Source organism: Lachnoclostridium sp. Marseille-P6806, assembly GCF_964238185.1.
Lineage (GTDB): Bacteria > Bacillota > Clostridia > Lachnospirales > Lachnospiraceae > Brotaphodocola.
Genome location: NZ_CAXSLG010000003.1, coordinates 337,252 through 351,770 on the forward strand (window position 1 = coordinate 337,252; position 14,519 = coordinate 351,770).

The following is a 14,519-nucleotide window of genomic DNA, read 5'->3' on the forward strand; positions in this document are numbered from 1 at the left end:
TAGACTCATTTTGCCACCTGCCAGAACGGTAATTATTTTTCCATTATACACAAGACAGGACAAAAATCAACTTCCATTATCAAGAGGTACGTGCTAATTTCTTTGTGAATTTTCTGCAAACCCTTTCAGCTGCTTTTTATGGCAGTACATCATACCGTCCGCCCGTTTAATCATATCTCCCACCCGGGTATCCCCCGGTTCTGCCGCAGCATATCCACAGGCAATCTGCATACAGATATACTCTGAATTCCGATTATAATCCTGCTGCATCAAATCCAGCTTTTTCAGACACTGTTCCATTGCATATGGAAAAGAGTCTGGCTTTCTTTCCCATACAACCAGAAATTCATCACCGCCAATGCGGTAACAGGTTCCCTCCCTGCCGCAAGCTTCCTGAATCAGACCGGCAGCATCCACAATATAGCGATCTCCGACTTCATGTCCAAATGTGTCATTATAATATTTGAGATTATTCAAATCACACACCGCAAGCCCAATCTCCCCTAGCATCCCCTGACAGCTCTGCTCCCAGCGTTCATAAGCATTTCGGTTATACAGGCCTGTCAGCAAATCCGTCACCGCCAGTCTTTTGTAAATTGCATTTTCCTGTCCCTCCTTCAGCTGTATGGAAAGATCGTAAATAACACTCCAGGAAACACAGCCCACAAACAGCAGGCTTGCCAGACCGCCAGCCCTGTAAGTATCCAGAGTATTGTGATAAAATCCCCAAAAATCCCAGGCTGTAGAAACCAGGATAATCATGGTAGGAAAAAAAGTAGCCTTTACTTTATAATCAGCCCCATGCTTTCTAAAATAAAAAAACATCCCTGCAAACATCGTTCCAAATGCAGCCAGCAAAAGAAGATGCGTTGTAAACACCGTTTCCTTGAACTCCCGGATTCCGTTCACGTGAAGCCCAACGCTGACAGCCATATTCAGCAGACACAGGAAAAAATACAAATTCTCCCACCAAAGCTTTATCTTCATATCCCAATAGTAAATGGAAAAACAGAAACACAGAATTGGAATCTGTAGAAACAGAAGATATCCCGCATAAGACAGGGCAATGTGATTAGAGGCCAGAAGATTGACCAGCTCACTTCCCCTGATAAACCACAGCCCGACCACAATCAGCAGTGCAGAAAAATAAAAGCTTTCCCGGCTGTTTTTTAACTCTCTGCGGACAATCCCCCAAAACAAAAGCACCATTACGCCAATCACAAAAGTCAGAAAATAAATAACCGCCGCAGGCAGAGCATGAATCAGCCGCTCCTTAAACATCTGCTGCCGATCCCCTAACCAGAATACAGGAGAAACATTCTCATCATGGTAATAATGATACTGAATCTCAACCAGAACCTGGCTCTCGGCCTGGGAAAGTTTTACAAAATGAAAAAACTTCCCAGGAACCCTTCCCACTGCCGTAGTTCCATTATCCAGAGAATGTATCAGCCCCCCGTTCTGGTAAACCTTTACGGTCTGCCGATCAGAAACAAAATGCAGACACCGTCCGGCATCTCTTGAAAAATCAAAACCAAATTCGTATGTAATCGTCCTGTTCTCTCCCCTCCATACCTTTTCCGGAAAAATCTGCCGGGTTCCCGGCACATCCAAGCCATATCGATCCGCCTGGGAATACAAAAAACCCCAACAAATAAGAACTGCCCCGATTATCCCAGTAATAATAATAATTTTTTTATATCTGTCCACATGAAATCCTTTCTGACGACATTTCCTTTTCTAATATTTTACCTTATTTTCTCAGAACATACAATAAACTCTTTCTTTCCCTAATGCCGCTTCTTTCTATTGAAGCTGTTCCGGACTTGTGATAAAATGTATGGGTGAAATGCAAAGGTTCAGGACGGCACATCGTTTTTCCGCCGTCCTGAATTTCTGCCGTTAAATGTGACTATACAGGACGTGGCATCTTCTTGTCCGGCAAAGCCGAACAAGAAGCATCGGAGATTCCTCCGATGTGAGTTCTGACTGAAAAATCCGCTTACAAGCAAGCTTGACACGGATTTTTCTGCCAGCTCTCCCGCCGTCCTGAATTTTTACCGTTAAAATATGCTTAGAAAGAGAGGGTGCAAATTATGCGAAAAAATCGTCTTGTTGCGCCTGTTGTAAAGTGGGTTGGCGGGAAACGCCAGCTTTTAGATGATTTAACACCGCTGTTTCCAAAACGGGTCTCCTCCTACTGCGAACCTTTTTTAGGAGGCGGCGCCGTTTTATTTCAGCTGCAGCCCAACACGGCCCATGTGAATGACATTAACTCCGAGCTGATTCAGATGTACGAGGTCATCCGCGACAACGTAGACGAGCTGATTGAAGCCCTTGGAACCCACCCCAATGAGGCGGAACACTTTTATCAGGTTCGAGACTGGGATCGGGATCGGGAAAAATACCAGCAGCTCAGCCCTGTGGATCGGGCCGCCCGGATTATTTATTTAAACAAAACCTGTTACAACGGGCTTTTCCGGGTAAACAATGCCGGACAGTTCAACACGCCTTTCGGTCATTACAAAAATCCGAATATTATCAATGAGCCGACCCTGCGGGCTGTCAGCTCCTACTTTCAGAAGGCCAGCCTGACCTTTACCAGCATGGACTATGCCGAGGTTCTTTCCAGTGTAAAAAAAGGAACCTTTGTCTATCTGGATCCGCCCTATGACCCTGTTTCTGATACCGCCAACTTCACTGGCTACGCCAAAGGCGGCTTTGGGCGTCCGGAGCAGATTCGCCTTCGGGAATGCTGTGATGAGCTGAATCGCCGGGGAATCCGGTTTATGCTTTCCAACTCAGCCACAGACTTTATCCGGGAACAATATGCCGCCTATGATATCACCATTGTTAAGGCCAAACGCGCCATCAACTCCAACGCAGCCAAGCGGGGACAGGTAGACGAGGTGGTTGTAAGAAACTACAAATAAAAGAAAAGGCTGCACAGGGCCAGGTCTGGCAGTAAGCCGGACTTTCCAGGTTCTGCAGCTTAGGAGTAAGCCCATGAGTGAAAAAGCAAAAGGCCAGAACGATCGGGCCTGGGAGGCTCTGTTTGAAAAATATGATATTCTTTCCCACATCCGTCAGGAGGGAAAGTTCGTGATTTCTGCGGCGCAGATCAAAGAATACCGGGAACCGCGGCTTATGGCCAAATTCGATCACCGGATCAATCTGCCGCAGATTTTTTCTGAGCATCAGCTGGCGATTCTTCCCATTTCCCGAGGCGATTATGTCATTTCCCATTTTGACGCCTATCAGTCATTTCCGGAACCGGTTTCTTCCATTATCCATCTGTCTCTCCCCTCCGGGCTTCAAAGCCTGAATGCCAATCACATCCCCAGCGAAGCCATCGCCATCAACTGCGCCCTGGCATCTGGAATGCTGGCAGATTTTCTGGAGGAGGATGGGCTTTTACCTACCGTTTCCGGACGGATGGGTTCCGGACAGTTTGATTTTCATATTCAAAACCGTATAACCCAGCTCCCTGTTCCTGTCTCTGTCAATAATTCACAGATTGAAATTGATGCTGCCTTTGAAAGCGCCTTCAGCCTCTCTCTTCTGGAGGCAAAGCGGGATCTTTCCGAGGATTTTCTGATCCGCCAGCTGTACTATCCATTCCGTACCTGGTCTGGCCGGATGACAAAAAAAATCAGGCCGATCTTTCTCGTCTATTCCAACGGAATTTTCAGCCTGTACGAATATAAATTTGAAAATCCGGAATCTTACAATTCCCTGATTCTCGTTAAACAAAAAAACTATTCCATAGAAGATACTGCCATCAGTCTTCAGGATTTAAAGGAGGTACTCCAGAGGACAAATACGGTTCCGGAACCGGAGATTTCCTTTCCTCAGGCAAACAGCATGAAACGAATCATTAACCTGTGCGAGCTTCTCTCCGCCCAGGAGCTGAGTCAGGATCAGGTAACAGAACAATATGCCTTCGATATCCGGCAGACCAGCTACTACACCGACGCAGCCCGGTATCTCGGTCTTCTTGACCGCCGCTACGGAGACGGACGCCGGCCTGTCTACTTCCTCACTCCTCTGGGAAGAAAAATGATGAACCTGGGCTACCGCCAACGTCAGCTGGCTCTCTGCGAAGCCATTTTAAAGCATCGGCCTTTCCGGGAAACCTTTCGCCTGTATCTGGAAACCGGCATCATGCCGGACGCCTCAGCCATTGTTTCTGTCATGAAGCAGTCCGGCCTTTACAAGGTAGAAAGCATGAGCACCTACAAACGCCGTTCCTCCACTGTCAGCGGTTGGATTCACTGGATGCTGTCTCTTGCAGAGGGGTGAAAGCCCCTCTCACATTCACATCTACCTGGTTAAACGGAATTTCAATTCCGTTCTTGTCAAATTCCTCCTTAATGCGCTCAATCATCTCCCAGCGCACAGTCCAGTAATCCGCTGTTTTTGTCCAGCCCCGGATTCCCACAGTCACGGAGCTGTCTCCCAGATTTCCTACATAGGCTGTGATCCCATCCTCCTTCAGTACCAGCGGATTATTTTCAAACAGACGGTACATAATCTCCTTGGCCAGCTTCATATCAGAGGTATATCCAATCCCTACTTCCAGATCGACTCTCCGTTTTTCCTGACCGGTTACATTAACTACCACTCCATTGGAAATGCTGCCATTGGGAATCGTGACCTTTTTATTATCTACGGTAAGCAGTGTTGTATAAATCAGTCCTACACTGACAACTGTTCCCTCAATATCTCCAAAAATAATATATTCTCCTATAACAAAGGGACGGCTGATCATAATCATCAGACTTCCTGCCACATTTTTCAGGCTTTCCTGCAGCGCCAGACCGATTGCAAGGCCTGCGGAACCTAACAGGGCAATAATCGATGCAGAAGGAATGCCCATATTGTCAGCTGCAATAAATACAGCCAGCGTATAAATCGCCACCTCGGTCAAGGTGGTAAGCATCCGCATCACATTCACATCCAGGGACGCCCGCTCCATGGCATTGTTCATAATACGGCTGATAATCTTCACAATCCGGCTGGCAATAAAAAGAATCAGCAGGGCAATCAAAAGTCTTACTATAAAATCAAGGATTCCCGGGCCCCAGCCCTTCATTGTGTTCATCATCGCTTCCGTATCCAGCCTGGGAAGCGTCCGATACCAGATTCCTGTTCTCAATCCATTCATATTGATATCTTATCCCTTCTCGTTTTCCACAAAGAGCAGGCGGCTGCCTTGTGTTTTCCACATGCTCTCTGTTTTCTCCACATTACTGTCCCAAAACCTTCCCCAACAGCTCCTCTTCTCTGGAGAACAGCAGGTTTTTATTATACTGATAATACCGTTCACAATCATATTCCTGCAGAAACTCAATACTGTAGAAGCCCGTATTCAGCTCCGTTACAAACAAAACCATTTCCTGGCTTCCCCCAAAGGCCGCCTCCATAAAATCAAAGGCATGTTCTAATTTTTCTCCGGCAGCCTCTGCCATATCCTCATATCGATCACTGTCCTGCCCGAAATTTTTCCGCAGAGCTTCCCATACCTGCATCCCATCTGCAAAATCTCCGGCACGAAGCTTTTGCAGATCCTCCTCAAAATACGCCAGCACCGCCCGCCGGGTACGGTATTCCATTCTGGAAATCAGCCCCTGCTCCAGGCGCGTCTCCATTTGCTCCTGAAACTCTGCCGTCATGGCTGCAAAGGCCTCAATGCCATTTCCTTCAAAAGCTCCGCTTTTGTGCAGCTCCTTCATCCATTCCATCCGCATAGCCATAATCCGCCCCATCCGGCTTACCTGGCGAAACTCCTCATTCAGTCCGGAGAGAAGAAGCCCTACCACACTGATCCGCTCGTCAAAGGCCGCCCGCTCCAGCTTTTCCACTGCTGCTTCGGAAATTTCTCCCTCCAGAATCCGCTCTACCTGATAATCATTTTTATACTTATAATGAAGCTCCAGATAATTGGCAAAATCCTTGGCAATTTTGGGGAACTGGATATATTCCTGGATCAGCTCCCGGTCTGCCTTTTTCCCCAGTTCCTCATACACCTGAATCAGCTGAGAAAGATCCTCCCAGCCCCGGGGCGTGACAAAAAGCCGCCCATCTACCGTTGTTTCAATCTGACAGAAGTTCTGCCGGCGGATATTCAGATATTCCCGCACTGCCGGATGAATGTCTGCCTTTACTGCATATTCCTTCCAGACGTCAAAATCCGGCTCCACATCAATTCTGCGGATACGATCCAGGGTTACAATATCAAAATCCCGTACAGACTTATTGTATTCCGGCGGATTTCCTGCAGCTACGATGATCCAGCCCTTCGGAATCCGGTGATTGCCGAAGGTCTTTCCCTGAAGGAACTGGAGCATGGTCGGAGCAAGGGTTTCTGATACACAGTTAATCTCATCTATAAACAGAATGCCCTCAGCCAGCCCAGTCTGCTGGATTTTATTATAAACAGCCGCCACAATCTCACTCATGGTATATTCTGTTACTGCATACTCTCTGCCTCCATACTCTTTCTTCTCAATAAAAGGAAGACCGATGGCGCTTTGCCTTGTGTGATGAGTAATGGTATAGGCCACCAGACCGATTCCGCATTCCTGGGAAATCTGCTCCATAATCTGTGTTTTTCCTACTCCCGGCGGACCAATCAACAATACAGGTCTTTGCCGGACGGATCCAATGACATAGGAGCCAAACTCATCCTTTTTCAGATAAGCCTCTATGGTATCCTTTATTTCCTGCTTTGCACGTTTAATGTTCATTTCTTTTCTCCTGCTATTCTATCTCTATAGGTTTCTCCTGTTTCATCTCCAACAGCTGTTCCGGCTCCAGAATTACCTTCATGGCCCAGGCCGGGACGGAAATGTCCGTATACTGCTCCTTCACAAACACAAAAGCAGTATCATACACAGGACGCTTTACCGGATAAATCCCCTCTCCATCCGTAAAATACAAAAGTCCTTTCAGCCGGTGAAACTCACCCCGACCAAGCATCTGATTTACATACTCAAAGGCCGGACGGAAATCCGTTCCGCCCTGTCCGATAATCGAAAACTCCTGCATATACGCTTCCATCTCCTGACGGCAGGTGATCCTTCTGTCCTGCTGCACCTGATCATCACATTGGATAATATGAATATTGGTCTTTTTAAAATAGCTGTCTGACTGACACAGCACACTGTAGGTTTCCTCCAGAAACCGCCGAACCAGATCTCCAGAACAGGACATGGAGGTGTCAATCACCAGAACAAAATCCTCAATCCGGCTGACCTCCTTTGATTCCAACGGCTCTACCAGCGGCATGTTTCCGTACAGGGAAAGACCATAGGTATAAAACACATAATCAAAGGAATCCTCATCCACCAGCATTTCTTCCCGCAGTACAGAAAATTTCTGCAGAAATCTGCGATAATCATAGCGGCTTCTGTTTTCCACCTGCACCTGCTCCAGAAGGCTTTTTGTGTCCTCATCCTGCCGGTTTCCCATGGTCTCCATTTCAGTCTGAAGCTTCTCCCGGTTATTGCTCCACTGGTTCTGCCGCACAACACCTGTTTTCGGCGCATCTGGCGGAAGCTGCCAGTACTGATGATCATCCACCAGAAATTCCGCCTCCAGACGCTCCAGCTGCCGTTCTGTCAGCTTCATTTCTTCCAGGGCCTTATACACGCCTTCTGCGTTCAGAACCTGCAGACGCTGCCTCAGACGCCCGTACCAGTCCATCCGAAAGGGCGGTGTCTGTATATGAACGCATTTTAGATAAAGACCGTCTATCACAGATTCCGCCGCAATATCACAGGCCAGATTCCACATCCTGCCATCCCGCCTGCCCATGGTATCCATATGGCAAAACAGACAGTGAAGTACCATGTGAAGATATGCCCGATTCACGAGCACCCGGCCTCTCCGGTACAAATCACAGAGATATTCTCCATGATAATAGATCACAAAGCCATCTGTTCCCAGCCCCCGACAGGCCGGATCCATCTCAAAGCCAAGGCTGCTGAGTGAAAGATCCAGATAGCGCATATTCAAATATAATTCATTTCTGGAATTCTGAAGAATCCGCGTACACAGTCCCACTACATCCAGCTCCTGGAGCTGCCTGTGTCTTGTAGGATCGATCATATATTTGCCTCCGTCCTTTATGATTTCTCTCTGCTGCAGCTTTCATGCTGGTTTACAGTTCAAATCTTCTGCGCCGACGGCCCTTAGAACCATCCTCTGCCGCCTGTCCCCCGGCATTTTCTCTGCCGACCTCACCAATCTGCTTTTCGTCTTTCCGTTCATGCCGGTAATCCATCAGCCAGCTGACCATCTCCGTATCCTCTGCCTCTCTGGCCAGAGCAATCAGTGCTTCTATCCGATCCGTCAGCTGATTTTTTCCCTCTTCCGCTGGACCCGACTCTTCACCGTCTCCTGCCCTCTCCAGAATTTCTGTTACCAGCCATGGCAGCCGCCCCGGCTCCAGACTGGCTCTCCGCCCTTTCTGAGGACTGTCCGCTTCAATCAAAAGCCGCCCTGCCGCATTCCAGTGCTCTTTTACATATTCCCGGTACATAGCTTCAAAGCGAGGTGTCAGCTCCACAGGATATAGAAGACGTCCCAACGCCAGCTCTGTCACCAGCTCTTCTGATTCCTGTACCTTCACATGAGGAAACAGCTCATCATAGCCTCGAAACTGAAACTGACGGTTTACAAAACAGTAACGGTACCGATGACCGCAGCCATGGGTTTCAATAAACAAAACGCGGGCTGGTGTATTTTCCACAGACTCCTCATAATACTCCGGAAAAATAAGCCGCGCCTGGGTGATTTTTCCATCTGCCTCCCTCCTCCAAAGCGTTACCCGGAGAGTCTGACGAAGTTCTGACAAAAGCTCCTTAAAGCCGGATCGTTCTCCTGCAAATTCTGTAAATTCCAGATGTTCTACGCCCTGAACCCCGGCAAACAGTCCGGTTCCCAGATCCGTAAGGCGACCGTAAGCATGAAGCCGCCTCAGCTCCTCACAGCCGTAAAACCCGTAAGCACCGATTTTCACCAGATGAGACGGGAGATAAACCTCCTCCACGCTGCTCCCTGAAAGCACATAAGCGCCCAGTTCAGTTACCGGACGCCCCTCCACTTCCTCCGGGACTACCACAACAGTCCCGGGATTTTCTATTTTATCAATACAAACCGTTTCTTTTACAATCCGGTAAGAAATTTCCATCTTCCTGCCTTTCTGTCCTCTGCAGCCTTTTTATGCAGCTTACATCTATTTTATATCAGAATCCGAACAAAAAACCAACCATTTTCTTCCCCGCAGTCCAGAATTCCGCCCCATTTCTCTACACAGGAAGCAACGCTTCCCATGCCCAGTCCGTGTCCTTCTCCCCGCTGGGACAAAGGAAGCCCTGTCTCTGAATCAAATTGAATTCTTCCTGCATAAGTATTTCGGATCTCAAAGATAATCTGTCTGCGGATCTGCTGTACCTTAATGGTCAGCTTTCTGCTTCCCCATTTTTCCACCTCAGTACAGGCCCGCACTGCATTGTCCAGAAGATTGCCCAGCATCACTGCGATTTCCCACTCATATTCCCCGATATTTTCCGGAATCTCTGCCTTTACAGTTACATGAATCCAGTTTTTTCTGGCCATTCTGACATAGTAGGAAATCACACCGCTGATTGGAAGATTCTGGCAATAGCGCTTTACAGAAAGTCTGGCAGGCAGCTCCTGCATCTGCGCCAGAAGCTGATCCATCTGTTCATAACAGCCTGTCTCCATCAACGCTTCCGCTTTGGCAATAAACTGGCGGTTATCCAGGTTAAACTGCGTAATCCGCCGCTCCACCCGCTGAATTTCCTCTGTTTCCTGCTTCAGAATCTGACCGCTTGCCTCTAACACCCGCACAGCCTGCTCCCGGCTCTGCTCCCGTTCCAGGCGATCCAGCACCCGGAAGGCCATTACAATCATTCCAAATACATTCAGCAAATATAAAAGCGGAACTACATTGCGGATACAGGCTATGGGCAGTCCCCGCATAGCACCAAGCATCAGATAATTCCCTGTAATAAACATGATAAGAATTAAACTGAAAAGTCCCCATTCCTTCCGATACACCTCCTGAGCTTTCCAGTAGGCCGGACGAAAATGGCAGCACAAAATCACCAGAAGCAGTACATGAAAAATTACCACAGCTGTAATTCCCAGACTCAGGGAATGATTGAGACAGTAAACGGTTCGAACTACAAGTCCCCCCAGATTTCCATAAAACACTCCGGCCAGCGCCGTAAAAACACCTCTTGCATCCCAATATTCTGACAGAAAAATTCCCACAACTATCACCGGCAGCCTTCCTATCAGAACATTTTCATAACAATGCTCCCCTGTTCCGTTTATATATCGCATATACTCAAAAAACCAGAGCCCCAGCTCCATAAAACTCAACGCAGCTATGGTTATTTTCCAGCTGAATCTTCTCTTTAAAAAAAGAGCCATATAGATCCCCAGAAATACATTCGCCAGACAGAATGTGATCAAACGATACTCTGCCATCGCCGTCCTCCTCTACAACACAATCCGGGCCAGAAAGGTTTCATTTTCCCGCCTGCACTGAAAATCTGCTCTATTTCTTTCTGCATAATAAGCCGCGCTTTGAAGACCGCTTCCATAATCCACTCCTCTCTTCGTGACAGGAAGCCCTGTTTCCGGATGAAGCCGGATATCATTTCTGCAGCTGCAGGAAACCTCTATTCCCAGCATATTCTTTCTTCCCCACAGCCTCACATTCATCCAGCGCTTCTCCGGATTCTCCAGTTCTCTGCACATTCGGATGGCATTGGCCATCAATCCCCCTGTGATAGCAGCCGCATCCCAGTCATCCAGCTTCAGTTCATCTGAAAACTCAATGCGCAGATCCGTCCGAATTCCCAGGTCCTTTGCCTCAGCCTCATAGGACGCCATAATTCCGTTGATAGCCGGATTGGCACATCGTCTGTTTCCTGCCGTCAGCTCTGTCATCTGCTTCATCTGATTTAAGACCTGCTTCACCTGCTCATAGTCTCCATCTGCCATCAGCTGCTGCATCAGGCGGATAAGATGTCTTCTGTCATGAACGTGAACTGCGATTCTGTTTTCCGTTTCGTGCAGCTCCTGAAGCTCGTATTTCAAAGCCCGGATTCCCCGTTCCAGCAGTTCTCCTGATTTCATAGCCTGACGTTCCTTATGAAGACGCCACACCATCCAGAACATTATGACATAAAGGCTGTATACTGTTAAAATAACAAACACCACTGCCCAGAAAGCCTCCGCTGCCCGGGATGTTCCATACATAACCACCCCGATTCCCCATGCTGCGAAGTAAAAGCCTGCTGTAGCCACACAGCTTTTTCCCCAGCCGCTCTTCGAAGCTCTCTGGTTTTCCCGGTAAACCGGCACAAAAAAATGCCACAGTAAAAACAGGATACTCAGATGAATGGGAATTCCCAGAAACGGAATCCAGACCGGATATCCCACAGCTGCTCCCAGATACTCCGGAATCATCATCCCCGCCAGCAGACACATGCTGGACAGGACTCCTGTAAATATGCCTCTGGAATCTCTGTATTCTGAAAGATACAGAGCCACCCCCTGAGCTGCAAGAATCCGCAGTCCCGCCATCAGGAAAAAAAAACCCTTATTACTGTCCCACGGAAGCGCCGCGATCTCCACTGCTATCAGAAGGATTACGGTTCCCAGAAGAATACTCCCAGTCTTCTTCAGAGAATATCTCCTCGCAGAAAAAATCATCAAAAAAAAGCCGAGGAAAATATGGGCAATGCAGCTTATAATAAAATGCCTGATTTCCATGTTTCATTCTTCCCCCATAAACCAGAAAGGCCGGAACGGAAAATCCGCTTCCGGCTGTCCTGTAAATGTCCCATGCTCTTTCCTATCTGCGATCCATTCTGGAAAGGAACTCCAGATATCCCCGCTTTGTTTGAGACAGACTGTTTCTGCTGATTGGAATAATACTTCCATCTGACATCAGAAAATCATGAGCCATCATTTTTTCTACATGATCCATATTCACTACAAAGGATTTGTGCGGCTGAATGAAGCGGCTGTCCCGAAGAAGCCGATCCAGCTCCTGCTCAAACGGTTTACGAATATATACACTTTCATACACCTTTCCCTGTTCCATATAAAAATGCATAACCCGAGCTACATTCTCCACCGCAATCAACTGCTCCAGTTCAATGCTCACAATTCCATTGCGTCCCTTAAAGGTATAAATATCCTCTTTTTTAGGACGCAGCTGAGATACAATCCGATCCATGCATTCTGTAAATTTCTGCGGCTCTACCGGCTTTAACAAATATCCGCTTGCAAATACATCGAACGCTCCCATAGCGTATTCCGGCGATCCGGTCACATAGACAATCGCACTGCGCAGGCTGTATTTGCGGATTGTCTGCCCCAGACTGATTCCATCCTGCTCATCCATGATAATATCCAGAATATAAATATCATACCGTTTTCCCCGTTCCAACTGTGCTACCAGCTCAGATGCTGTATCAACCCGCTCTACAGAAAACGGCTGTTCCTGATGGGTACTGCGATACTCATCAACCAATTCTGTAATCTGATTTAAGTCGCGTTCGTCATCATCACACACGATAATCTTTAGCATAAGTCTGTCCCTTCTCCAAAACTGTGTTAATATGCTCGTATTCTCCCCATTTCACTCTATTGTACCATTGCATCTCTATATTTGCAATCGGAGCAGATTCTGTCTGTTTCCCCGCCCGCAAGCTTCTCCGCCTGCGGCGGATCGCTTCTGCGACGAAATTCTCTACCGCCGCATGGCGATCCCCGCAGAGTGTTTTTATTTCATAGGACGTAATTTGTTCCTATGAAATAAAAAAATACAGACTCCTGAAACAGAAATCTGTATTTTGATAATAAAAAGAGCGCGAGACGGGACTCGAACCCGCGACCCCGACCTTGGCAAGGTCGTACTCCACCAACTGAGCCACTCGCGCATTATGTTTTATCCGTTGTTTATTGAATCTCCGGACGCTATTTATAATAACACAGATTCTGATTATTTGCAAGCGCTTTTTATTTAATATTTAGTTTAATTAGCTTATGGCTTATCTACCTTCTCCCTTCCATTTTTCAATTTCTGGCCAGGCTGCCTGAATGCGTCTTTCCTTCCGCATCAAACCGCCTGACCAAAAATCGCTTAAGTCCTGTCAGACTATTCTCTTACTGCTTTGCAGCCTCAACAATTGCTGCAATGTAGCCCTGAGTATCTACCAGAGTTGCACTGGACACGGCATCTACCACTTCTTCCGGGGTCTTTCCAGAGAAAGCCTCCAGTTCTTCAATAGCCTTACCGTTTACAAAGCTCTGAATCCCGTCAAAATTCTCTGCAATATTCTTAGTGGAGCCTGCCTTCTTCATCATCTCAGAATAATAGGCATCGTTTACTCTTTTAGATGCCAGAACCTTGCCCTCTGCTACTGCGCCGCTCTCTGCAAAGCTTTCGCTATTGGGAACGCCTACTTCATTTGTTGTCAGGAACTGATACTCATCCAGGTAAGAAAGTACTACATTTGTTCCATCTGTCAGTGCTGCTGCAACTGTAAAGCACTTGTCTCCATGAGCAGCTGCCTCAATGCGCTTCAGGCTCAGGCTGTCCACATCACCCTCATAAACCACTGCGTCATTTTCCTGGGCTGCCTTTGCTGCATCAACAATTGCCGCCACATAGCCCTGAGTATCTACCAGAGTCGCGCTGGACACAGCATCTACTACTTCCTCCGGAGTCTTTCCAGAAAGCTCCTCCAGCTCTGCAATGGTCTTGCCGTCTGCATAATTCTGAATCTCATCAAAGTTCGCTGCAATATTCTTGGTGGAACCTGCTTTTTTCATCATCTCAGAATAGTAGGCATCATTTACTCTCTTAGATGCCAGAACCTTGTCTGCTGCCACAGCTCCGCTCTCTGCAAAGCTCTCGCTGTTGGGAACACCGGTCTCATTGGTAGACAGGAACTGATATTCATCAATATAGGACGCTACAATGGTGTCGTTGCTGTCAATAACTGCTGTCACAATAGCAAAGCACTTGTCACCATGAGCAGCTGCCTCAACCTGGCCAATTCTCAGCTCTGCTGTGCCTTCTGTCTTTTCCTCTGCCTCTGTGGTTTCTTCAGCAGCTGTCTCTGCTGCAGTTGTCTCCTCAGCAGTTGTCTCTGCTGCCGCAGCTGTTGTTGCTGCTGCAGTTGTTTCTGCCTTCTGTCCGCCGCCGCATGCTGTTAAAACCACTGTGCCTGCCAGAACTGCCGCAGCCACTGCCAGATTTCTTTTTTTCATATACTGTCTCCTTTAACGAAAAATTTATGCAGTTTTTAGTATACACTATATTTCCTATCGGATCAATCATAATTATTTTCAAGCTTTATTGATTTTCTTTGCTTGCTCACGAGCTTCTCCGCCTGCGGCGGGTCGTCTCATCAGCCCAATTCTCTTCCAACCCATGGCGATCCCCGCGGAGCGTTTTTATG

The 14,519-nt window shown here is 47.6% G+C and carries 11 protein-coding genes and 1 tRNA gene; 2 read left to right on the forward strand and 10 right to left on the reverse strand.

Going from position 1 to position 14,519, the window contains the following annotated elements; translation table 11 throughout:
- Window positions 1-93: 93 nt before the first annotated feature.
- Window positions 94-1,710 (reverse strand): GGDEF domain-containing protein, encoded by a 1,617-nt coding sequence (locus ACESON_RS05680; RefSeq protein ID WP_373108818.1) that lies wholly within the window; start codon window positions 1,708-1,710, stop codon window positions 94-96.
- A 386-nt stretch (window positions 1,711-2,096) separates the two neighbouring features.
- Between ACESON_RS05680 and ACESON_RS05685 the strand changes: the two genes are divergently transcribed.
- On the forward strand, window positions 2,097-2,933 hold the full coding sequence (locus ACESON_RS05685; protein ID WP_177958452.1) for a Dam family site-specific DNA-(adenine-N6)-methyltransferase: 837 nt from the start codon (window positions 2,097-2,099) through the stop codon (window positions 2,931-2,933).
- Between the two features lie 73 nt (window positions 2,934-3,006).
- Complete coding sequence (locus ACESON_RS05690; protein ID WP_373108820.1) at window positions 3,007-4,302, forward strand: hypothetical protein; 1,296 nt, start codon at window positions 3,007-3,009, stop codon at window positions 4,300-4,302.
- Here ACESON_RS05690 and ACESON_RS05695 read toward each other — a convergent pair.
- From ACESON_RS05695 to ACESON_RS05735, 9 genes are all read right to left on the reverse strand, one after another.
- On the reverse strand, window positions 4,259-5,167 hold the full coding sequence (locus tag ACESON_RS05695) for a mechanosensitive ion channel family protein (protein WP_373108821.1): 909 nt from the start codon (window positions 5,165-5,167) through the stop codon (window positions 4,259-4,261). The two genes, ACESON_RS05690 and ACESON_RS05695, sit on opposite strands and share 44 nt — an antisense overlap.
- Before the next feature lie 82 nt (window positions 5,168-5,249).
- Window positions 5,250-6,749: an AAA family ATPase gene (locus tag ACESON_RS05700; protein ID WP_373108822.1), complete on the reverse strand. Its 1,500-nt coding sequence runs from the start codon at window positions 6,747-6,749 to the stop codon at window positions 5,250-5,252.
- Window positions 6,750-6,762: 13 nt separating this feature from the next.
- The gene (locus tag ACESON_RS05705; RefSeq protein WP_373108823.1) at window positions 6,763-8,112 is read right to left on the reverse strand and encodes a VWA-like domain-containing protein; all 1,350 of its coding nucleotides are present in this window, start codon (window positions 8,110-8,112) and stop codon (window positions 6,763-6,765) included.
- Window positions 8,113-8,164: 52 nt separating this feature from the next.
- Window positions 8,165-9,196 carry a leucine-rich repeat protein gene (locus ACESON_RS05710; RefSeq protein ID WP_373108824.1) on the reverse strand — a complete coding sequence of 344 codons (1,032 nt, stop codon included), beginning with the start codon at window positions 9,194-9,196 and terminating at the stop codon, window positions 8,165-8,167.
- A gap of 50 nt (window positions 9,197-9,246) precedes the next feature.
- On the reverse strand, window positions 9,247-10,524 hold the full coding sequence (locus ACESON_RS05715) for a GHKL domain-containing protein (protein ID WP_373108825.1): 1,278 nt from the start codon (window positions 10,522-10,524) through the stop codon (window positions 9,247-9,249).
- A gap of 12 nt (window positions 10,525-10,536) precedes the next feature.
- A complete protein-coding gene (locus ACESON_RS05720) occupies window positions 10,537-11,817 on the reverse strand; it encodes a GHKL domain-containing protein (protein WP_177958446.1) in 1,281 nt (426 codons plus the stop codon).
- An 82-nt stretch (window positions 11,818-11,899) separates the two neighbouring features.
- Window positions 11,900-12,640, reverse strand: coding sequence for a response regulator (locus tag ACESON_RS05725; protein ID WP_177958445.1), 741 nt, complete (start codon window positions 12,638-12,640; stop codon window positions 11,900-11,902).
- Between the two features lie 279 nt (window positions 12,641-12,919).
- Window positions 12,920-12,992, reverse strand: a tRNA-Gly gene (locus tag ACESON_RS05730).
- Window positions 12,993-13,218: 226 nt separating this feature from the next.
- Window positions 13,219-14,328, reverse strand: a complete 1,110-nt coding sequence (locus ACESON_RS05735; RefSeq protein ID WP_373108826.1) for a hypothetical protein — start codon at window positions 14,326-14,328, stop codon at window positions 13,219-13,221.
- Window positions 14,329-14,519: the final 191 nt, after the last annotated feature.

Bases quoted from the DNA above. Each gene is read 5' to 3' on its own strand.
- ACESON_RS05685 (WP_177958452.1), top strand. From the start codon at position 2,097: ATGCGAAAAAATCGTCTTGTTGCGCCTGTTGTAAAGTGGGTTGGCGGG.
- ACESON_RS05690 (WP_373108820.1), top strand. From the start codon at position 3,007: ATGAGTGAAAAAGCAAAAGGCCAGAACGATCGGGCCTGGGAGGCTCTG.
- ACESON_RS05695 (WP_373108821.1), bottom strand. From the start codon at position 5,167: ATGAATGGATTGAGAACAGGAATCTGGTATCGGACGCTTCCCAGGCTG.
- ACESON_RS05700 (WP_373108822.1), bottom strand. From the start codon at position 6,749: ATGAACATTAAACGTGCAAAGCAGGAAATAAAGGATACCATAGAGGCT.
- ACESON_RS05705 (WP_373108823.1), bottom strand. From the start codon at position 8,112: ATGATCGATCCTACAAGACACAGGCAGCTCCAGGAGCTGGATGTAGTG.
- ACESON_RS05710 (WP_373108824.1), bottom strand. From the start codon at position 9,196: ATGGAAATTTCTTACCGGATTGTAAAAGAAACGGTTTGTATTGATAAA.
- ACESON_RS05715 (WP_373108825.1), bottom strand. From the start codon at position 10,524: ATGGCAGAGTATCGTTTGATCACATTCTGTCTGGCGAATGTATTTCTG.
- ACESON_RS05720 (WP_177958446.1), bottom strand. From the start codon at position 11,817: ATGGAAATCAGGCATTTTATTATAAGCTGCATTGCCCATATTTTCCTC.
- ACESON_RS05725 (WP_177958445.1), bottom strand. From the start codon at position 12,640: ATGCTAAAGATTATCGTGTGTGATGATGACGAACGCGACTTAAATCAG.
- ACESON_RS05735 (WP_373108826.1), bottom strand. From the start codon at position 14,328: ATGAAAAAAAGAAATCTGGCAGTGGCTGCGGCAGTTCTGGCAGGCACA.